The 18,971-nt window shown below is 64.3% G+C and carries 18 protein-coding genes and 1 pseudogene; 6 read left to right on the forward strand and 13 right to left on the reverse strand.

Annotation, left to right across the window (positions count from 1 at the left end):
* Positions 1-127: 127 nt before the first annotated feature.
* Complete coding sequence (locus RBJ75_RS15085; RefSeq protein WP_044409112.1) at positions 128-1,267, forward strand: alpha-hydroxy acid oxidase; 1,140 nt, start codon at positions 128-130, stop codon at positions 1,265-1,267.
* 267 nt (positions 1,268-1,534) lie between these two features.
* Here RBJ75_RS15085 and RBJ75_RS15090 read toward each other — a convergent pair whose 3' ends face one another.
* The 8 genes from RBJ75_RS15090 to RBJ75_RS15125 all read right to left on the reverse strand — a co-directional run bounded on the left by RBJ75_RS15090 (position 1,535) and on the right by RBJ75_RS15125 (position 9,350).
* Positions 1,535-2,161 (reverse strand): trimeric intracellular cation channel family protein, encoded by a 627-nt coding sequence (locus RBJ75_RS15090; protein WP_044409109.1) that lies wholly within the window; start codon positions 2,159-2,161, stop codon positions 1,535-1,537.
* A gap of 135 nt (positions 2,162-2,296) precedes the next feature.
* Positions 2,297-3,103, reverse strand: coding sequence for an alpha/beta hydrolase (locus tag RBJ75_RS15095; RefSeq protein WP_201776304.1), 807 nt, complete (start codon positions 3,101-3,103; stop codon positions 2,297-2,299).
* A gap of 58 nt (positions 3,104-3,161) precedes the next feature.
* Positions 3,162-4,007 (reverse strand): shikimate dehydrogenase, encoded by an 846-nt coding sequence (locus RBJ75_RS15100; protein ID WP_044409106.1) that lies wholly within the window; start codon positions 4,005-4,007, stop codon positions 3,162-3,164.
* 37 nt (positions 4,008-4,044) lie between these two features.
* Positions 4,045-4,308, reverse strand: a complete 264-nt coding sequence (locus RBJ75_RS15105) for a helix-turn-helix domain-containing protein (RefSeq protein WP_044409103.1) — start codon at positions 4,306-4,308, stop codon at positions 4,045-4,047.
* Between the two features lie 236 nt (positions 4,309-4,544).
* Entirely contained in the window at positions 4,545-6,593 is a 2,049-nt protein-coding gene (locus tag RBJ75_RS15110; RefSeq protein ID WP_044404115.1) for an elongation factor G, read from the reverse strand.
* Between the two features lie 202 nt (positions 6,594-6,795).
* On the reverse strand, positions 6,796-7,266 hold the full coding sequence (locus RBJ75_RS15115; RefSeq protein ID WP_044404118.1) for a DUF992 domain-containing protein: 471 nt from the start codon (positions 7,264-7,266) through the stop codon (positions 6,796-6,798).
* Positions 7,267-7,472: 206 nt separating this feature from the next.
* The gene (locus RBJ75_RS15120) at positions 7,473-8,018 is read right to left on the reverse strand and encodes a DUF992 domain-containing protein (RefSeq protein WP_044404121.1); all 546 of its coding nucleotides are present in this window, start codon (positions 8,016-8,018) and stop codon (positions 7,473-7,475) included.
* Positions 8,019-8,147: 129 nt separating this feature from the next.
* Positions 8,148-9,350, reverse strand: coding sequence for a pyridoxal phosphate-dependent aminotransferase (locus tag RBJ75_RS15125; RefSeq protein WP_276156954.1), 1,203 nt, complete (start codon positions 9,348-9,350; stop codon positions 8,148-8,150).
* A 162-nt stretch (positions 9,351-9,512) separates the two neighbouring features.
* On the opposite strand from RBJ75_RS15125, the gene RBJ75_RS15130 reads away from it, so the two are divergent.
* Both RBJ75_RS15130 and RBJ75_RS15135 read left to right on the forward strand, forming a co-directional pair.
* A complete protein-coding gene (locus RBJ75_RS15130; protein WP_044417319.1) occupies positions 9,513-10,655 on the forward strand; it encodes an HWE histidine kinase domain-containing protein in 1,143 nt (380 codons plus the stop codon).
* Between the two features lie 250 nt (positions 10,656-10,905).
* Positions 10,906-11,559: a glutathione S-transferase family protein gene (locus tag RBJ75_RS15135; RefSeq protein WP_044417331.1), complete on the forward strand. Its 654-nt coding sequence runs from the start codon at positions 10,906-10,908 to the stop codon at positions 11,557-11,559.
* Here the strand turns inward: RBJ75_RS15135 and RBJ75_RS15140 are convergent.
* Positions 11,532-12,101 carry a hypothetical protein gene (locus tag RBJ75_RS15140; protein WP_160297974.1) on the reverse strand — a complete coding sequence of 190 codons (570 nt, stop codon included), beginning with the start codon at positions 12,099-12,101 and terminating at the stop codon, positions 11,532-11,534. The two genes, RBJ75_RS15135 and RBJ75_RS15140, sit on opposite strands and share 28 nt — an antisense overlap.
* A 31-nt stretch (positions 12,102-12,132) precedes the next feature.
* Here RBJ75_RS15140 and RBJ75_RS15145 point away from each other — a divergent pair, with 31 nt between their 5' ends.
* Positions 12,133-13,296 carry a PQQ-dependent sugar dehydrogenase gene (locus RBJ75_RS15145; protein WP_044417321.1) on the forward strand — a complete coding sequence of 388 codons (1,164 nt, stop codon included), beginning with the start codon at positions 12,133-12,135 and terminating at the stop codon, positions 13,294-13,296.
* Positions 13,297-13,327: 31 nt separating this feature from the next.
* On the opposite strand, the gene RBJ75_RS15150 is transcribed toward RBJ75_RS15145, so the two are convergent.
* The 4 genes and pseudogenes from RBJ75_RS15150 to RBJ75_RS15165 form a co-directional block, all read right to left on the reverse strand.
* Positions 13,328-14,650, reverse strand: coding sequence for a TRAP transporter large permease subunit (locus tag RBJ75_RS15150; RefSeq protein WP_044417323.1), 1,323 nt, complete (start codon positions 14,648-14,650; stop codon positions 13,328-13,330).
* 12 nt (positions 14,651-14,662) lie between these two features.
* Positions 14,663-15,205: a TRAP transporter small permease subunit gene (locus tag RBJ75_RS15155; protein ID WP_044417325.1), complete on the reverse strand. Its 543-nt coding sequence runs from the start codon at positions 15,203-15,205 to the stop codon at positions 14,663-14,665.
* Positions 15,206-15,363: 158 nt separating this feature from the next.
* Positions 15,364-16,404, reverse strand: coding sequence for a TRAP transporter substrate-binding protein DctP (gene dctP, locus RBJ75_RS15160; protein ID WP_044417327.1), 1,041 nt, complete (start codon positions 16,402-16,404; stop codon positions 15,364-15,366).
* 255 nt (positions 16,405-16,659) lie between these two features.
* A pseudogene (locus tag RBJ75_RS15165) lies at positions 16,660-16,839 on the reverse strand (DMT family protein); the annotation flags it as partial.
* 261 nt (positions 16,840-17,100) lie between these two features.
* Here RBJ75_RS15165 and RBJ75_RS15170 point away from each other — a divergent pair.
* Together RBJ75_RS15170 and RBJ75_RS15175 are read left to right on the forward strand one after the other, a co-directional pair.
* Positions 17,101-17,952, forward strand: a complete 852-nt coding sequence (locus tag RBJ75_RS15170; protein ID WP_276156348.1) for a lysophospholipid acyltransferase family protein — start codon at positions 17,101-17,103, stop codon at positions 17,950-17,952.
* 72 nt (positions 17,953-18,024) lie between these two features.
* Positions 18,025-18,966, forward strand: coding sequence for an aldo/keto reductase (locus tag RBJ75_RS15175; RefSeq protein ID WP_044407847.1), 942 nt, complete (start codon positions 18,025-18,027; stop codon positions 18,964-18,966).
* Positions 18,967-18,971: the final 5 nt, after the last annotated feature.

Genomic DNA, 18,971 nt, shown 5'->3' on the forward strand with positions numbered 1-18,971 from the left:
GCTGTTCCCGCCGCCGCCAACCTGCCGCGGCCCGGTCGGCGGAACGATTTTGCAGACGGCCATTTTTGCTCACAGTCATGGCGTGCTAGAGGACGCCGGGCGCAGCAATCACCAGGGGCGGAAACGTATGAAACATGTCACTTGCATCGAAGATCTCCGCCAGCTGCATATGCGGCGGGTGCCGAAAATGTTCTTCGATTATGTCGATCGCGGCTCCTATGCGGAGGAGACGCTGCGCGCCAACCGCGCCGATTTCGAACTGCTGAAATTTCGCCAGCGCATCCTGGTCGACATCTCGGCGCGAGACCTCTCCACCACCATCATCGGCGAGAAATCGGCGCTGCCGCTGATCCTGGCGCCGGTCGGCTCCACCGGCATGCAATTCGGCGACGGCGAGATCCACGCCTGCCGCGCCGCGCAGGCTGCGGGCATTCCCTATACGCTGTCGACGATGTCGATCTGCTCGATCGAAGACGTCGCCGCCAATGTGGAAAAACCGTTCTGGTTTCAGCTCTACGTCATGAAGGACCGCGGCTTCGTCAAGGCGCTGATCGAGCGCGCGATCGCGGCCAAATGCAGCGCGCTGGTGCTGACCGTCGACCTGCAGGTGATCGGCCAGCGCCACCAGGACATCAAGAACGGGATGTCGGTGCCGCCGGAGATCTTCCGGCCGAAGAACCTGCTCGACATGATGACCAAGCCGAACTGGGTGAAGGGCATCCTGGCCGGCAAGCAGCGCAATTTCGGCAATATCGCCGGGCATCTGCCGGGCTCCAAGGATCTCGGCTCGGTGTCGGCCTGGGTGGCGTCGCAATTCGATGCATCGCTGAACTGGAAGGACATCGACTGGATCCGCTCGATCTGGCCCGGCAAGCTGATCATCAAGGGCATCCTCGACGTCGAGGACGCCCGCCTGGCGGTCAATGCCGGCGCCGAGGCGCTGGTGGTGTCGAACCATGGCGGACGCCAGCTCGACGGCGCGCCGTCCTCGATCGAGGTGCTGCCGGACATCGTCCAGACCGTCGGCTCACAGATCGAGATCCTGTTCGACGGCGGCATCCGCTCCGGCCAGGACGTGATGCGGGCGCTGGCGCTCGGCGCCCGCTCCTGCATGATCGGCCGCGCCTATATCTACGGCCTCGGCGCCTTCGGCGGACCGGGGGTGGCGAAGGCGATCGACATCATCAAGAACGAGCTGTCGACCACTATGGGCCTGTGCGGCGTCAATTCGATCGCCGAGATCGACGAGAAGGTGCTGGCGGTCTGACGCGACCACATGCGTCTCCGTTCGTGATTGCGAGCCACCGGGTCCGGCTTCGCCGGCCCGATGACAGGCTCCGCGAAGCAATCCAGGGCTCCATGCGCTGCGTCCCTGGATTGCTTCGTCGCTGCGCTCCTCGCAATGACGAGGTTGAGCGCATGATAAAGGCGCTTAGAGCGTTTTCGAGCGAAGTGGATACCGGTCCGCGTGAAGAAAACGTGTCAAAACAAGAATCTCGAGCTCCGGTTCTGATCTATCAGAACCGGAATTGCTCTAGGTATCCTCCGGCTCGCCGAACCGCGCCACCGGCAGGCGCCAGCCGCGCCTGATCGACATCACGCGAAGCCAGAAGCAGACGATCAACGCCGCCGCCGTCACCGGCGCGACCGGCAGTTGCAGCGCGTGCCCGATCACCACGATGGCGGCGGCGGCCAGTGCCGCGACGGCGTAGAGTTCGGCACGCAGCACGGTTGGAATTTCGGCCAGCAAGACGTCGCGGACCACGCCGCCGCCGATCCCGGTCACCATTCCGAGCGTGATCGCCATCACCGGGTCGAGCCCGTAAGCCAGGGCCTTCGCGGCGCCGGAGACCGCGAACAGCGCCAGGCCCGCGGCGTCGAACAGCAGCACCGGGTTCGACATCCGCACGATCAGAGGAGAAAAATAGAAGGTGATCACGCCTGCGAACAGCGACACGGTGAGATAGCGCCAGTCATTGATCGCGGCGGGAGGAACCGCGCCGATCAGAACATCCCGAATGATGCCTCCCGCATTCGCCGCCGCGAAGGACAGCACCAGAACCCCGAACAGATCCAGGTTTCGCCTGATCCCCGCCAACGCCCCGCTTAGCGCGAAGACGAAGGCGCCCGTCAGGTCGAGCACGAGCGGAAGCTTCTCCATGATACGGCCTTCGGTCGGACAGCGACAAAACACCTTAGAAGGGTGCAGCTGCCAATGCCATTCTCGCTCAATGGCTCTTCGTGTCCGACCAAGGCGGCCCAGCGCGTCGGCCGGTATCGGGCCGGGACGAGGCGCTCAAATCTGCTCCTGCATCCAGGCCGCGATGGCGTCGACGACGGACTGTTCGATGCCGAAATAACCGTGCGGCGACAGCGAGCCGCAATCCCTGGCGGATTGCTCCGTGCCGCCGGTGACCTTGAGAATCTTGACCCGCGGCGCATGAATCATCGCGGCGGCGATCTTCTCGGCGTCCTGCGGCGGCGCGACCTTGCAGCGGTCGTCGCGATTGGCGACCACCAGCGCCGGGACGTTGACTTGATCCGGATGCGCATCGAAAACCGTTTCATGGCTGCCGCCGCGGCGCGACACCGACTCGGTCAGCACGACGCCGGCGATTTCGCCGTGACGCAGATGCGCGGCGCCATTCATCGCGGCGATCGCGCCCTGGCTGGTGCCGATCAGAAACACCGGCACGGGCGCCTGTGCATGCGCGAAGCCGACGAATGCGCCGACGAGCTCGGCATAGCGCGGCGTGCTTCGTAGCCCGCGCAGATTGGCGTGATCGAGCGCGTCCGGGATCACCACGGCAAAACCCTTGGCGACCCACAGCGCGCGGGTGCGCACCAGGAAATTGTTGCCATGCGCGATCTCGCCGCTGGCCCGGATGCCGATATCGCCGGCGCCGCCCGGCAGCATCACGACGGTCGCGCGCGGATGCGGCGGGCTGAGATAGAGCAGGCGCTGGGCGCCTGCGTTCGGCAGATCGACCACCCTGGCATCGCCGGCGGCAGGCTGTTGCGCCGCAGCGCCCTGCGTCAGCAATGCGGCGATCAGCAAGCCGGCAGTGCGCGCGCGGCGGCCGGCCCAAATCATCCCAAACATGCAGCACCTTCCGAGACAGACCTGTCGGGCGAGCGGAATGGCTAGATCCAGATCACGCCTATTTCAGGTCGGCTTCGACCAGCGCGCGCAATTCGGCGGTGACGTGCGGCCGCGCGCCGAACCATAGCTCAAAGCCGCGCACCGCCTGGTGCAGCAACATCCCGAGCCCGTCGGCGCTGCGCAACCCGCGCACCCGGGCGGCCGCAAGCAGCGGCGTTTCCAGAGGCACATAGACCAGATCGGCCACCACCGCATCGGCCGGCAGCAGGCCGAGATCGATGGCGAGCTCGGGCTGGCCGGCCATGCCGAGCGAGGTGGTGTTGACCAACAGGCCGGCGCCAGGCAGCGCCGCGTCGATCTGATCCCAGCCGATCGGCACCACGCGGTCGCCGAACAGCGCCGCCAGCGCCTGCGCCCGTTCGATGCTGCGATTGACCAGCGCGATCCGCGTCAGCCCGCGCTCCAGCAGCCCGAACACCACCGCGCGCGACGAGCCGCCGGCGCCCAGCACCACAGCATGCGATGTCGCGTCCCAGCCCGGCGCGCAGGCGTCGAGATTGTTGAGAAAGCCCTCGATGTCGGTGTTGGTCGAGCGCAGCACCTCGCCGTCGTAGTACAACGTGTTGGCAGCGCCGACCGCGCGGGCCCGGGCGTCGGGCGCGGTCAGCTGCAGCGCGCGTTCCTTGTGCGGAATGGTGACATTGGCACCGCGATAGCCGTGATGCGACAGGTGCATCACGAATTCGGCGAAGCCTTCCGGCGGCACCGACTCGATGCTGTAGCCGCCGGCGATGCCGAGCGTGCGCAGCCAGTAATGATGGATGATCGGGGAGCGCGAATGCGCCGCCGGCCAGCCGATCAGGCAGGCCGCCTTGGGTATTGCCGCCTTGGGTATCGCCGCCATGGGGTTTGTCGGCATCGGTTGCTGTGGCACGGTATCCTCACGAAACTGGCGGCAGCGGCTGCTTCAGCCGGACGCCGCGGCCGCCATCATCGCTGCGGGCGTGCTCGCCGATCAGTTCGACCCCGGCCCGGCTCAGGGCGTCGACCACTTTGGTCAGCGAATCGACGATGCCGCGAACATTACCGTCGCTGGCTTCCATGCGCTGGATCGTCGGCACCGACACGCCGGACAGCTTCGCCAGCGTCCGCTGGTCGATTCCCAGCAACGCCCGCGCCGCCCGCATCTGAAACGATGTGATCAAGCCAAAACCCCGGTTTGGCAAAGGGCTAGCGCAAATATAAAACGGCTTCAATGATGTTTCAGACATCACTGAAGCCGGTTTTGTCAGACGCCGGTCATTCCGGGGCGGGCGCCGCGTCAGCGGCGCGCGAACCCGGAATCTCGCCGGGAAGAAACCGGCGCTCGTGCCACCTCGGGATTCCGGGTTCGCTCGGCCTGCGGCCTCGCGCCCCGGAATGACTCCCTTTCAGCCAGACACTACGCCGCGGCTTTGCGCGCCGCCACGATCTGGTCGGCGGCGCGGCCGGAGACTTCGGCCATGCGGTCGAAGCTGCGGGTGAAGCTGCCGGCGCCGGCAGTGGCCGAGCGCAGCTCGACGATCAGGTCGCCGATCTCGGCTTCCGGCATCGTCGCCCGCACCAGATCCCAGCCGGGCCAGCCGTCACGGGTGTCGAAGCCGAGGATCTGGCCGCGTCGCCCGGACAGGATGGCGTTGACCTTGGCGGTGGCGTCGGTCGGGCAGACGATCTCGACCACATGGATCGGCTCCAGCAGCACCGGCTGGCATTGCGGCAGCGCCTCGGTGATGCCGATCCGCGCCGCGGTGCGGAACGCCTGATCGGAGGAATCGACGCTGTGATAGGAGCCGTCGGTCAGGGTGACGTGAACGTCGACCACCGGGAAGCCGAGCGGCCCGCTGCGCAGGCCATCGATCGCGCCCTCCTCGACCGCGCCGATATAGTTGCGCGGCACCGCGCCGCCCACCACGGTCTCGGCGAAGGCAAATCCCTCGCCGCGCGGCAGCGGCCGCACTTCCAGCACCACGTCGCCGAATTGACCATGGCCGCCGGACTGCTTCTTGTGCCGGCCGCGCTGGGTGATCGGTTTGCGGATGGTCTCGCGATAGCCGATCGCCGGCGGCTGCGACGTCACCGACACGCCGAAGCGGTCATGCAGCCGCTCCAGCGCCACACGCAGATGCATCTCGCCCTGGCCCCAGATCACCATGTCGTGGCTTTGGGTGTCATGGATGATGCTGAGCGACGGATCCTCCTCGTTGAGCCGCTGCAAGGCCTGGCCGAGCTTGACGTCGTCCTTGCGGTCGGCCGCCGCCAGCGACAGCGCCAGCACCGGCGCGGCCGGCACGATCTCGACCAGTGCCGCCGGCGCGGTCTTGCCGGACGAAATCGTCTCGCCGGTCTTGATCGCATCGAGCTTGCCGAGCGCCACCACCTCGCCGGCCGTGGCGGAAGCAAGCTTGGTATCGTGGCCGTTGCCGACGCCGTGGATGCCCGAGACCCGGCCGGATTCGCCGCCGGAGCCCTGCACATGATCGCCGTCGGCGAGCTGGCCGCTGAGCACGCGCGTCAGCGACAGCTTGCCGCCATGCTGCAAATGCATGGTCTTCATCACATAGGCCAGCGCGTCCTTGCCGGCGGCAATGCCCAGCCGCGCCGCGGTCTCGGCGACATCCGGCGCCTCGTGGCGCAGCGCCTTCAGCAACCGCATCACGCCGTTTTCGCGCAAGGCCGAGCCGAGCAGCACCGGACAGATCAGGCCCTCGCGTAGTTCGCGGGCGAGATCGTCGAACACCGCGTCGCGTGGCGGGGCGACGTCCTCGAGCAATTGCTCCATCAGCGCGTCGTCATGGTCGGCGAGCTTCTCCAGCATGGTGAAGCGCGCTTCCTTCTCGCGGTCGAGGTCGCTGCCATCGAGCGAGATCACTTCGGAGGCCTTGTGCTCGCGATAGATGAAGGCGCGCTCCAGCGCCAGATCGACATAGCCGGCGATCAGATCGCCGTTCCAGATCGGAATCTGCCGCAGCACCAGCGGAATCCGCGATGCCGGCTGCAGCGTATCGAGAACTTCCCGAATCCGCTTGCTGGCGCGATCGATCTTGTTGAGGAACAGAAAGCGGGGAATGCCGAGGTCTTCGAGTTCGCGCAGGATCAGTTGCAGCTGCGGCAGCTTGCGCTCGTCGGCTTCGCACACCACGATGGCGGCGTCGACCGCCGGCAGCGCCGCGCGCATGTCATGGGCGAATTCGACCGAGCCGGGACAATCAATGAAGGTGAAGCTGTCACCCATGAAACTGGTGGTTGCGGCGGTGAGGCTGAGCCCCATCTTGTGATGGCGGGCTTCGGGGCTGGAATCGCCGAACGAGGTGCCGGCATCGACCGAACCGGCCCGGGGGATGGCGCCGGTTCGCGCCAGGATGGCTTCGAGAAGTGTGGTTTTTCCGCTCTGGAAAGGGCCCACCAGTGCGATGCACCGTGGACCGCGGGGACTTATGACATCGTGTCCCATCGCCGCCTCCTTGGTTGGAGCTCGGCCCTTGATTGGGTCGGCGACGCAATGGTTTCAGCAGCGTCGCCGCTTGGCAAGCGGGAAATGATTAGTTCGCAGGCAGCCGCGTTGCGCGAGATCAACGACATTTGAAATACCAAGCCGCTTGAAATGCCAAGCCGCGCGGGAGCCGGATTCAGGCAAGTGCTGGTATTAAGATTTATTAACGCCCCGGGCGCAGCTCCAATTCCTGCAGGCCGACCGCGACATTGAGGCCGGTCGAGCCTTGCAGGCTGAGCGGCTGCAGCGCCACCGAATTGGCCGAGCCGCCGACCAGCACATTGGCACCGAGGCCGACGCCGACCGATGCCGAGCCCTGGGCGCCGGCATAATTGCCGGCCAGATTGCCCGGGCCGTACCAATTGACCGGCGCGAACACCGCCCAACCCAGCGAGGTGTCCTGGGTGATGCCAAGATCAAGCCCGACCTTGCGGATCGTGGCCACGTAAGGTTCGTCGGGCCGGCCATCGGCGCGCAGCACGCAACCCAGATTGGTGACGGAGCCGACGATGAAGCCGACATTGGCGCCGCCGCGGCATTCCAACACGCCGAGTTGAACGCGGGATTGCTGCGCCTGGGCCGCGCCCGCGAACAGAACAGCGACGATACCGAACAGGAGCGAGAAACGGCGCATGGCAAATCTCCGATGCAATCATCCGATTTTGAAATGCGGCCCCGAACGGGCGCGCGGCGACAACACGCAGAGACATTTACTCACAGCATCGGCAAACCTTCAATGACCAGCCGACGAAGGTCGCATGGCAAAGCGACGGTAAAATCGCAAAGAAAAGGGCCCGCGTCACCGCGAGCCCTTCGCATCTTGGTCGTCGCAACCGCCTCTTAGCGATGGCTGCGATGGCCGCGGTGGCTACGATAGTGACGCTTGTGATGCTTGTAGTGGCGCGGCGTGCGCAGATCGACCGGGCGCAACTGCAGATCGGCGATGCCGGCGGTCACGTTCAGGCCGGTCTGGCCCTGCAGGCTGAGTGGCTGCAGCGAGTAGGCGTTCTGCGAACCGCCGACCAGCAGATTGCCGCCGAAGCCGACGCCGACCGACGCATTGGCGCCGACGCCGCCGAAGCTGCCGGCGAGATCGCCGCGGCCGATCCGGTTGGTCGGGGCGTAGACGGCCCAGGCCATGCCGGTGTTTTCGGTGAAGCCGAGGTCGAGGCCGACGCGATGAATCGAGGCGACATAGGGATCGGCGCGGCGGCCTTCGCTATGAAACACGCATTGCAGCTCGGTCTGCGAGCCGACGACGAAGCCGACATTGCGGCCGCCCTCGCATTCGAGGGTGCCGACCTGCAGCCGCGCCTGCGCATGGGCGCTCACGAACGAAGCGATCAGCGTCGCGGCCGCGATGCCGAAAAGTCTTGGGAATTGCATTGAAGTTGGTCTCCAGTTTCAGACTAAGATTACGGAGGCGACAGAAGGGAAACGCCTTGTCCAAAACAAGGCGGTTCCAAGACGGCTCGGCGACAGCGCATAACTTTGTTAAAGAATTATTCCACCGCCCTAGCGCAGATTACCGCAAAAGCGCTGAATCCTTTTGCACGCCTCTTCCAGATCCGAATTCTTGGTGGCGTAGGAAATCCGGAATGCCGGCCCCAGCCCGAAGGCCGAGCCCTGCACCACCGCGACGCCTTCGGTCTCCAACAGTTCGGTGACGAAGTCCTCGTCATTGGCGATCACCTTGCCGGACGGCGCGGTCTTGCCGATGGTGCCGGCGCAGGACGGATAGACATAGAACGCGCCCTCGGGCCGCGGGCAATCGAGGCCCTTGGCCTGGTTCAGCATCGACACCACGAGGTCGCGGCGCTCCTTGAACTGCTTGTTGTGAACCGGAATGAAGTCCTGCGGCCCGTTCAGCGCTTCGACTGCCGCCCATTGGGCGATCGAGGACGGGTTCGAGGTCGACTGCGACTGGATCGTCGCCATCGCCTTGATCAGCTTCGCCGGCCCACCCGCATAGCCGATCCGCCAGCCGGTCATGCAATAGGCCTTGGAGACGCCGTTGACCGTCAGCGTGCGGTCGAACAGGCTGGGTTCGATCTGCGCCGGGGTGGTGAACACGAAGTCGTCATAGACCAGGTGCTCGTACATGTCGTCGGTCATCACCCAGACATCCGGATGCTTCACCAGCACGTCGGTCAAAGCCTTCAATTCGGCGCGCGAATAGGCCGCGCCGGTCGGGTTCGACGGCGAACACAGGATGATCCATTTGGTCTTCGGCGTGATCGCCGCTTCCAGCGCCGCCGGCTGCAGCTTGAAGCCGAACTCGGCGGTGCACACCACCGGCACGGATTCGCCGCCGGCCAGCGCCACCATTTCGGGATAGCTGACCCAATACGGCGCCGGGATGATCACCTCGTCGCCCGGATTGATGGTCGCCATCAGCGCGTTGTACAGCACCTGCTTGCCGCCGGTGCCGACGATGATCTGGTTCGGCGTGTAGGTCAGGCCGTTTTCGCGCTGGAATTTGGCGATGATCGCCGCCTTCAGCTCGGGAATGCCGTCGACCGCGGTATATTTGGTCTTGCCGGCCTCGATGGCGTGGATCGCCGCCAGCTTGATGTTGGCCGGTGTGTCGAAATCCGGTTCGCCGGAGCCCAGGCCGATGACATTGCGGCCGGCCGCTTTCAACTCACGCGCCTTATCGGTGACCGCGATGGTCGCTGACGGCTTCACACGATCGAGCGCAGCGGACAAAAACGGCATTATCATCTCCTTGCAACCGTCTTCAGCCGGCGAATACACGACTCTTTCTGACGGGATGGCCTACAGTAAGCGGCGTTCCGCTGCATCGCAAGAAGGTTACCGCCAGCAAGATCCAGCGCCGAAAAAGGTTTGACCCGCCCCTGGATCATGGCATGAAACGGCATGCAGCCCGCCGCAACCGGAATTCAATCGCCCGCCGACGAACTCCAGGATTCCGGGCGCCTGGCCGCCCTTGCCGAAACCGGCCTTCTGGATTCGGCGGCCGAGGAAACCTTCGATCGCCTGACCCGCATGGTGTCCAAGCTGCTGGGCGTCCCGGTCGCGCTGGTGTCGCTGGTCGACGACGACCGGCAGTTCTTCAAGAGCCAACATGGCCTCCAGGAACCTTACAGCACCAGCCGGGAAACCCCGCTGTCGCATTCATTCTGTCAGCACGTCGTGATCGGCCGCGCCCCCTTGGTGGTCAGCGACGCCGAAAACGATCCGCGGGTTTGCGACAATCTGGCGATTCCCGACCTCGGGGTGAAGGCCTATCTGGGCGTTCCGCTGACGCTGCCGTCCGGTCATGTGATCGGCTCGCTGTGCGCGGTCGACACCAGGCCGCATCCATGGTCGGACGCCGACCTGAAATGGATGACCGACATCGCCGACATCGTCATGAACGAAATCAGCCTGCGCCGCGAGATCGCGCAACGGCAATTGGCCGAACAAAGCCAAGCCTTGCTGATCGACGAATTGCACCACCGGGTGAAGAATACGCTGGCGACCGTGCAGGCGCTGATCCGATTGAATCTGGCCGCCGCGCCAACGTTGGAAGCGTTTCGCGATACGATCGGCGCGCGGATCGCATCGCTGGCGAAAACCCACTCACTTCTGAAACTCAAACATTGGCGCGTGATCGCGTTTCGCGATCTGCTGAATAGCGAATTGGAGGCCTATCAGCGGCAACAGCATGTCGTCTTCGATGGCCCGGATTTCGATATGCCGGCCGAACGAGCGACGATCCTCGGGATGGTGATCCACGAACTGGCCACCAACGCCGCTAAATACGGCGCGCTGTCAGCGCCCGGGGGCCACATCGACATTCATTGGAGCGTCGCCCCGGTCGCCGGCCAGGCCAGCGCAACGATCACATTGACGTGGCGCGAAAGCGGCGGCCCGCTGGTGGCGCAGCAACGTCAGATGGGTTTCGGATCGAGTTTGATCGAGCGCCTGATCGCGCAGCTGCGCGGAACGGCCAGCTTCGATTTCGCCACCACCGGCCTCATCTTCCGCGCCAGCGTCAATCTGCCGGTGATATCCTGATCGACGCACTTCGCACACGCAACACGCGGTCGCCCGCAGCCGGTGGCGAATTGCCACGGCGCCGTCGAATTTTCGCCCGACTGCCTGCGGCAGAACCGGTCTTCCGGTTGCATTGCGGTGAACGATTTCGAGTTTTTCCAGATCTTGGGGCTTGCGACGCATCGCCGTCGGCATCATTGTTTAGCCGCGTTGGGTGGCGATGGTGATGGTCGCCGCACCAATGCGGGGCAATCGGGGCAAGCGAAAGAGCATGTACAAACTCTATTCGATGCAGCGATCGGGAAACAGCTACAAGGTGCGACTGGCCCTGGCGTTTCTCGATGCGCCCTATCGTGCCATCGAGGTCGATATCCTGCGCGGCGAAAGCCGGACGCCGGAATTCCTCGCCAAGAATCCCAGTGGCCAGGTGCCGCTGCTGGAGGTCGCGCAGGGCCGCTACCTCGCCGAGTCCAATGCGATCCTGTGGTATCTCGCCGTCGGCACCGCGCTGGCGCCGGACACCAGGATGGATCGCGCCGAAGCGCTGCAGTGGATGTTTTTCGAACAGCACGCGCTGGAGCCGAATATCGGCTCGGCCTATTTCTGGCTGTGCCTGGTCAAGGGCGGCCGCGACCTGCAGACCCACGCGCTGGAGGATTGGCTGGAGCGCGGCTATGCGGCGCTGCAGGTGATGGAAAACCATCTCAAGACCAATGATTATTTCGCCGCCAAGCAACTCACCATCGCCGACATCGCGCTATACGGCTACACCCATGTCGCCGACCAGTGCGACTTCGATCTGGCGGCCTTCCCGTCGATCAATGCCTGGCTGCGCCGGGTCGAGCAGACGCCGGGCTTCATCACCATGGACTGGACCCCGGACCAGGTGGCCAGCGACTATCTGGATTTCGCCGCCGAGGCGTGAGCGGTGCGAAAGCGACAAACCGAGTTGGATGTCTTCATGGCGAGCGGAGGCCGGCGCGAAGCGCCGTCCGACCGCGAGCAGCCAAGGTCGCCGAGCAAGGGCTGGATGGCTTCGTCGCGAGGGCTCCTCACCATGACGAAGTTGGCGCCTGAGTCTGCGGGCGCGGCCGATTCAGTTTCTGAGGACAACCGGAAATTAGCGGGCATAACCTGCCAAATTGCCATTTTTTCGACGCTTTTGCGCCGATTGCCGCCGCAATAACGCCCGTGATTGTTGGGAATTTCGCCGCGCGCGGTGATTCGTCCGCGCGATGAAGGAATTTCGGCCATGATAAGGTCGCCCGGTGCGGAGATTGGCTTCGCCCAGCGTTGCGCGCTGTCTGCCTCCTCAAGACTGACCCATGCGGTGGCGGCAGCGCTGGCGCTGTGCTCGCTGTCGCTGTGCCTGATCCTCGCCATCACCTTGTTGACGGCGCGCTGCGCGATGGCGATGCCGCTTCCGGTCTGACACGGCGGCGGCGCGCGGCGCCGCATCCGGCGCATGCAATCCTCGCCACTTCAGGGAGTCGTTGCGTTGAGAGCACCTGTGGTCTGGGTTACCGGAACGTTAACGGCGGCCATCCTGCTGATCGCCTCGCTGCTGATCGCCAACGCCCGCACCGGCGAGGACACTGCGTTCGACTCCTCGGCCGGGCCGCTCAGCGTAAAGACCTTCGCCCGCGGGTTGGTGCATCCATGGGCGCTGGCCTTTCTGCCGGGCGGCCGGGTGCTGGTCACCGAACGTCCCGGCCGGATGCGCGTGGTGTCGGCGCAAGGTCGGCTGTCGCCGCCGCTCCAAGGCGTGCCCCAGGTCTGGGCCTCCGGACAGGGCGGGTTGCTCGACGTCATCACCGACAACGCCTTCGCGCAGAACAGCACGATCTATTTCTGCTTCGCCGAACGCGCCGACGGCGGCGGCCGCACCGCGGTCGCCCGCGCCACCTTCGTCGACGGCGACACGCCGCGGCTCGACGACGTCAAGGTGATCTTCCGCCAGGATGGACCGCTGTCGAGCGGCAATCATTACGGTTGCCGGATCGCCCAGGCCAAGGACAGCAACCTGTTCGTCACGCTGGGTGAGCATTTCAACTTTCGCGACCAGGCGCAAAATCTCGCCAATCATCTCGGCAAGATCATCCGCATCGCGCCGGACGGATCGGTGCCGAAGGACAACCCCTTCGTCGGCCGTGACGGCGCCAGGCCGGAGATCTGGAGCTATGGCCATCGCAACGAGCAGGGCCTGGCGATCAATCCGGCATCCGGCCAGTTGTGGGAAGTCGAACACGGCCCGCGCGGCGGCGACGAGGTCAATATCATCGCGCCCGGCAATAATTACGGCTGGCCGGTGATCGGCTATGGCATCGACTATAACGGCGCCAAGATTCACGAGGCCACCGTCAAGCCCGGCATGGAGCAGCCGGTCAAAGTCTGGGTGCCGTCGATCTCGCCCTCCGGCATGGCGTTCTACACCGGCAAATTGTTTCCGAGCTGGGACGGCAGCCTGTTCATCGGCGCGCTGTCGGGCCAGATGCTGGTGCGGCTGACGCTCGACGGCGACAGAGTGGTCGGCGAGGAACAGCTATTGGAGCCGCTCGGCGAACGGATCCGCGACGTCCGCCTGGGCCCCGACGGCGCGCTGTGGTTGCTGACCGACAATTCCGCCGGCCGCATCCTGCGGGTGACGCCGGCGACGCAATGACCCGGCGGCGAGCGCCCCATCGAGGCGACCGCTATTTGACGACACCGAAGAACAGGTTCGGGAAATACAGCGCGATCTCCGGGAAGATGATCAGGATCAGAACGCCGAGGAACGTCACCAGCACATAGGGAATGACCGACTGATAGATGTCGGTCATCGTGACTTCCGGAGGCGCCACGGCCTTCAGATAGAACAGGTTGAATCCGAACGGCGGCGTCATATAGCCGATCTCCATCATGATGATGAAGATCACGCCGAACCAGATCGGATCCCAGCCATAGAGCAGCACCACCGGCAGGAACACCGGCAGCGTGATCAGCATGATTCCGACCGGGTCGAGCACCATGCCGAGCAACAGCAGCACCACCAGCATGAATGCCAGCGCGCCCCACTGACCGCCGGGGATCAGCGACATCATATGGTTCATCAATTCGTTGGCGCCCAGCGTCGTATAGGCCGTGGAAAACGCATGGGCGGCGAACAGGATCCACATGATCAGCGCGGTCAGGCGCAGCGTCTCCATCGCGGCGTCTGTCAGCACACCGACCGACAATTTGCGATGGACGGCGGAGGCAATCAGCGCGCCGAGGACGCCAAGCGCCGCGGCCTCGGTCGGCGTCGCAAAGCCGCCGAAGATCGCACCCAGCACCAGGAAAACGATGAGCATCGGCAGGAACACCGCGCGTAGCGAACTGAGCTTCAGGGCCCAGTCGCCGCGCTCCTCGACCGGCAGCGCCGGGGCCAGCGAAGGCTGCAACCATGCCCGCACGCCGATATAGATCGTGACCAGCACGAACAGCAGGATGCCGGGGCCGATGCCGGCCGCGAACAAGCGGCCAACCGAGACCTCCGACAGCAGCGCATAAAGCACCATCAGGATCGATGGCGGGATCAGGATCCCCCAGCCCCCACCGACATTGATGGCCCCGACCGCCAGGCGCTTGTCGTAGCCGCGCTCGAGCATCCGCGGCAATGCGATCGTCCCCATCGTGACGACGGCGGCGCCGCTGATGCCGCTCATCGCCGCAAAGATCGCGCAGATCAACACCGTGCCGATGGCCAGACCGCCCCGCATGGCGCCGAACCACACATGCATCATCCGATACAGATTCTGCGCGACGCCCGATTTCTCCAGCAACATCGCCATGTAGACATACATCGGAATCGCGATGAGCGTGACGCTCGTCATCGAATCCCAGAATTTGGACGCGACGATGTAGAACCCGACGGGGCCCATGGTGAAATACAGGAAGATCACCGAAATGCCGCCGAGCGTGAAGACCAGCGGCGTGCCGATGAACAGGAAGAACAGCAGAGACCCGAAGAACAGCAGCGTGAGAAGTTCAACCGACACGTAAGAGTCCGTTCAGTGAGAGGGGTCGTCGACGGCTTGCTTGCCGAACGTATCGGGGTCGTTTTCGTAGCCGGCGATGGTGCGAATATCCGACGCAACCCGCACCAGGCCCTGCAGCAACAGCAGCACGCCGGCGATCGGGATCGCGATCTTGACCGGCCAGATCTGTGGATTCCACATGCTGTAGGAAGATTCGAATTTCGCGGCTGACTCCCACGCCATGTCGGCGCTCTGCCAGATCAGGACGCCGACGAATAGAAAGAACAGGAACGAGGTCGCCAGATCCATCTTCGCCTTTTGCACGCGATTGAACCTGCCATAGATGATATCGACGCTGACATGCGCCCGTTCGACCAGAAGGTAGCCGCCGGCGACGACCGCATAGACGCCGAAGATCAGTTGCGCAAACTCCGCAGTCCAGATCGCCGCGCTGCCGACCACATACCGCATGACCACGTCGGCCATCAGCAGCAGGAAGATCGGCACGATCAGCCATGCGGCAATCCTGGCGACCCACACATTCAGGCGCGTGATTGCGGCGGCGACTTTCAGCATTTGGTCACTTCTTTTTTGACAAATGAGCGCAGCAGATGCAGGCGCGTGGAGCAATCGGCCGGATTCGTTCTGGGTAGAAATGGGTGAGCACTCGAGATCAACTGCAACGCCTGCCGGATTCGCCGGCAGGCCCTCGACCGCTCAGCTGCGAGCAGACCTCACACGTAGCCGAGATCCGTCATCAGCTTCGTCAGCGCTTCACCGCCCTTTGCGGCGCGGTCGCCCTTCGCGGTTTCCTTGCTCAGGATGCCCTTGGAAGCTTCGGCGAACTTCTTCAGCACATCGTCGGGAAAGCGCACGACTTCGACATTCATCTTGGTCTTGCCGGTGGTCAGCGCGATGGCCTCCTGGTGCTGATACTCGACCGAGCGACGGAAATAGCGCTCTTCGACCAGCGAGACGAATTGCAGGCGCAGGTCGGGCGGCAGTTTTTCCAGCGCCGCTTTGTTGATGATATAGGCGTCGTTGGCCATGCCGAGCGCCGGCTTCATGTGGTACGGTGCGACTTCCCAGAACTTCATCGAAAGTGCACCGACCGCAGCGCCCCAATGCGCGCCGTCCACCACCCCGGTTGAGATCGCCTGATAGATCTCCGGACCGGCGATCTGTTGCGGCGATGCACCGGCGGCCGCCAGATATTGCAACATCGTGCCGGCGGAGCGGATCTTGAGCGAGCCGAGATCCGCAGCGGAAAGGATCTTCTTCTTGAGCACGACTTCGGTCGGGTAGGCCTTCTCGGCCATGATCACCACGCCATTTGGTTTCAACTCCTCGTTGACCAGATCCTCGATCCCGAGATTCTTGGTGAGGTGCATCAATTCCCAGCTCTCGCGCAGCGTGCCGGGAACGCCGTACAACAAGCCCATCGCCTGCGCCTCGCCGAGAATATAGGCGGGGGAAATCGTACCCATAGGAACTACGCCCCGACGAACAATGTTGTAGATCTCGCGATCTTTGGCGATTTCACCGGCACCGAACGTTTCGAGCTTGAAGCGCCCCTCGGTGCGCTCTTCAAGTTCTTTTGCGAGTACGCCGAGGCTGTCGTTGAACGAGCCGGAAGCCTTCGGCCAATGCGCCTGGACTTTCCAGGTGATCTTCTCCTGCGCGAACGCACTGCCGATCAAGGCGGGTGCGGCGACGGCCGCCAGCGAAGCAGTCAAAACGCTGCGCCGACTTGCCTTCTTGCTCGAATTGGGCAAGGGCTTCCTCCATTTTATTTGTTCTTGTCAGCATCAAATCAAGTGCAACTTGCCAAGTCAACTCGCACTCGACATTCTTTACTGTCCACAATGTCGCACTTGCGCGCGGATATACTTCGCAAGGCAAGCACCTCTCGGGTCAGGCAGAACCAAACAAAACGGAATTCCAATGGATGCGGCGCAATGCCGCTCGGCGAGGCGCGCGCAAGCGTCATCCTGTCATGTCCATTTGCGAAAGACGAAAAGGCGCCGCCAGCGATTGGCCGGCACCGCCAGCCAGAATTCGAACAGCGCGATGCCCCAGCTCACCATGATGACCCGCGGCAGCGCCGTGGTCTTGAATTTCAGATGGCCGTATCAGGCAAAAGTCATGAACAGATTGGAGCCGAACAGCAACAAGATCGGCAACAGATAGGGCGAGATCGAGACGGGCATCGGAGACTATTCAACGGCGAGCTAACACGCGGCCGCACCGCGTCGTCCCGCGCTTGCGCTCACGAATTCTCTCATACGTCATGGCCGTGTAACAATGTACCGATAGTTTCCGCCTGCGATTGATCGAGGCCCCCCGTCGCCGGTCAGCCGCTTTAAAAGCGGTCCCCGTCAGTCGCCGCGCCTGACCGGGGCCGCACTTTTTGTGGCGTGGCCTGATTTCCCATCGCGCCGTCGACCGGCGCGCCAGCGAACGGCCCGACCATGATCCGCCTCATCCTCGTCATCGCCGCATTGCTCTTGCTGACCTTGCTGCTGCTGCCGATCCAGCTGGTCTGCCTGGCTTTCGGTCTGCAGCTGCAGCGCACGATCCCGCATCTGTATCACCGCGCGCTGTGCGCCCTGATCGGCGTCCGGATCCGGCAGGTCGGCCAGCGCCGCCGCGGCCCGATGCTGATCCTGTCCAATCATGTCTCCTGGCTCGACATCTGCGTGATCTCGGCGCTGACGCCGGTTGTGTTCATCGCCAAGAGCGAAGTTGCCCGCTGGCCGGTGTTCGGTTGGCTTGCCAGACTGCAACGCACCGTCTTCATCGACCGCCAGGCCCGGCACCGCACCGGCGCCGCCACCCAGGAGATCGGCGACCGGCTGCTCGACGGCGACGCCGTGGTGCTGTTTGCCGAGGGCACCTCGAGCGACGGCACCCGCGTGCTGCCGTTCCGCTCGGCGCTGATCGGCGCGGTGCATCACGCGCTCGGCGCCTCGACCCAACAGCAAGCGATCGCGGTGCAGCCGATGTCAGTGGCCTATACGGGACTCGGCGGGCTGCCGATCGGCCGTGAATTGCGCGAGCGCGTGGCGTGGTATGGCGACGCCGATCTGATGCCGCATCTGCTCGGCATCCTGTCGGCCGGCGCCATCGACGTCACCATCAGCTGGGGCGACGCGGTCGCCACCGAAATCAGCGCCGACCGCAAGCAGATCGCCCGCGACGCCGAAGCCGCGGTGCGCCGCATGACCGCGGCGGCGCGGCGCGGCGCCGCCGCGAGCGGGCCGATCGACCAGCCCCGCGCCCGGCCGCTGCCGCAGCCAACCGCGGGCGCACAGCCGGCATGATGAGGGCCGCCTTGCGGCACCGCGGAGCGCGCGCCACAATGGCGCCGTCCCGCACCTCACACTGGATGGTTCATGCAAATACGCAATCTCGGCGGCTCCGGCCTGCGCGTCTCCGCGGTCGGCCTCGGCTGCAATAATTTCGGCCAGCGCACCGATCTGGAAACCTCCCGCAAGGTGATCCACAAGGCGATCGACCTCGGCATCACACTGTTCGACACCGCCGACATCTATGCCGGCCAGGGCGGCTCCGAGACCGTGCTCGGCACCGTGCTCGGCACAAGGCGCAAGGAGATCGTGCTCGCCACCAAATTCTCCAAGCCGATGGCGGCCGACGGCAGCAAGCAGGGCGCGTCGCGGCGCTACATCATGGCGGCGGTCGAGGCCAGCCTGACCCGGCTGAAGACCGACTGGATCGATCTGTATCAGCAGCACGATTACGATGCGCTGACGCCGATCGACGAAACCCTGCGCGCGCTCGACGATCTGATCCGCCAGGGCAAGGTGCGCTATATCGGCCATTCGAATTTCCCGGCCTGGCGGATCGCCGAAGCCGAATATGTCGCGCGCGAACTCGGCAGCAACCGCTTCGCCTCGTGCCAGGACGAATACAGCCTGTTGGTGCGCGGCATCGAAAAGGAGCTGCTGCCGGCGGCGCAGGCCTATAATCTCGGATTACTGCCGTTCTTTCCGCTGGCCAGCGGCATGCTGACCGGCAAGTATCAACGCGGCGCCGCAATTCCCGACGGCACCCGCTTCGCCAAGATGCCGGCGATCCGCGATCGCTACCAGACGCCGCATAATGAGGACATCGTCGACAAGCTCGCCGCGTTCTGCAAGGCGCGCGACCATTCGCTGCTGGAACTGGCGTTCTCCTGGCTGGCGCAGCGCCCACAAGTCTCGAGCGTGATCGCCGGCGCCACAAGCGTCGCGCAGATCGAACAAAACGCCACCGCAATCGGCTGGACGCTGAGCGCCGAGGATCTGGCCGAAATCGACAAGATCACGCTGGGGTAAAGCGC

Origin of the sequence: Rhodopseudomonas sp. BAL398, assembly GCF_033001325.1 — a bacterium.
Lineage (GTDB): Bacteria > Pseudomonadota > Alphaproteobacteria > Rhizobiales > Xanthobacteraceae > JARJEH01.

Coding starts and splice junctions, on each gene's coding strand:
- RBJ75_RS15130 (WP_044417319.1), top strand. CDS start 9,513: ATGCAGCCCGCCGCAACCGGAATTCAATCGCCCGCCGACGAACTCCAG.
- RBJ75_RS15085 (WP_044409112.1), top strand. CDS start 128: ATGAAACATGTCACTTGCATCGAAGATCTCCGCCAGCTGCATATGCGG.
- RBJ75_RS15100 (WP_044409106.1), bottom strand. CDS start 4,007: ATGGCGGCGATACCCAAGGCGGCAATACCCAAGGCGGCCTGCCTGATC.
- RBJ75_RS15140 (WP_160297974.1), bottom strand. CDS start 12,101: ATGCGCCGGATGCGGCGCCGCGCGCCGCCGCCGTGTCAGACCGGAAGC.
- RBJ75_RS15125 (WP_276156954.1), bottom strand. CDS start 9,350: ATGCCGTTTTTGTCCGCTGCGCTCGATCGTGTGAAGCCGTCAGCGACC.
- RBJ75_RS15135 (WP_044417331.1), top strand. CDS start 10,906: ATGTACAAACTCTATTCGATGCAGCGATCGGGAAACAGCTACAAGGTG.
- RBJ75_RS15175 (WP_044407847.1), top strand. CDS start 18,025: ATGCAAATACGCAATCTCGGCGGCTCCGGCCTGCGCGTCTCCGCGGTC.
- RBJ75_RS15115 (WP_044404118.1), bottom strand. CDS start 7,266: ATGCGCCGTTTCTCGCTCCTGTTCGGTATCGTCGCTGTTCTGTTCGCG.
- RBJ75_RS15170 (WP_276156348.1), top strand. CDS start 17,101: ATGATCCGCCTCATCCTCGTCATCGCCGCATTGCTCTTGCTGACCTTG.
- RBJ75_RS15120 (WP_044404121.1), bottom strand. CDS start 8,018: ATGCAATTCCCAAGACTTTTCGGCATCGCGGCCGCGACGCTGATCGCT.
- RBJ75_RS15110 (WP_044404115.1), bottom strand. CDS start 6,593: ATGGGACACGATGTCATAAGTCCCCGCGGTCCACGGTGCATCGCACTG.
- RBJ75_RS15095 (WP_201776304.1), bottom strand. CDS start 3,103: ATGTTTGGGATGATTTGGGCCGGCCGCCGCGCGCGCACTGCCGGCTTG.
- RBJ75_RS15090 (WP_044409109.1), bottom strand. CDS start 2,161: ATGGAGAAGCTTCCGCTCGTGCTCGACCTGACGGGCGCCTTCGTCTTC.
- RBJ75_RS15155 (WP_044417325.1), bottom strand. CDS start 15,205: ATGCTGAAAGTCGCCGCCGCAATCACGCGCCTGAATGTGTGGGTCGCC.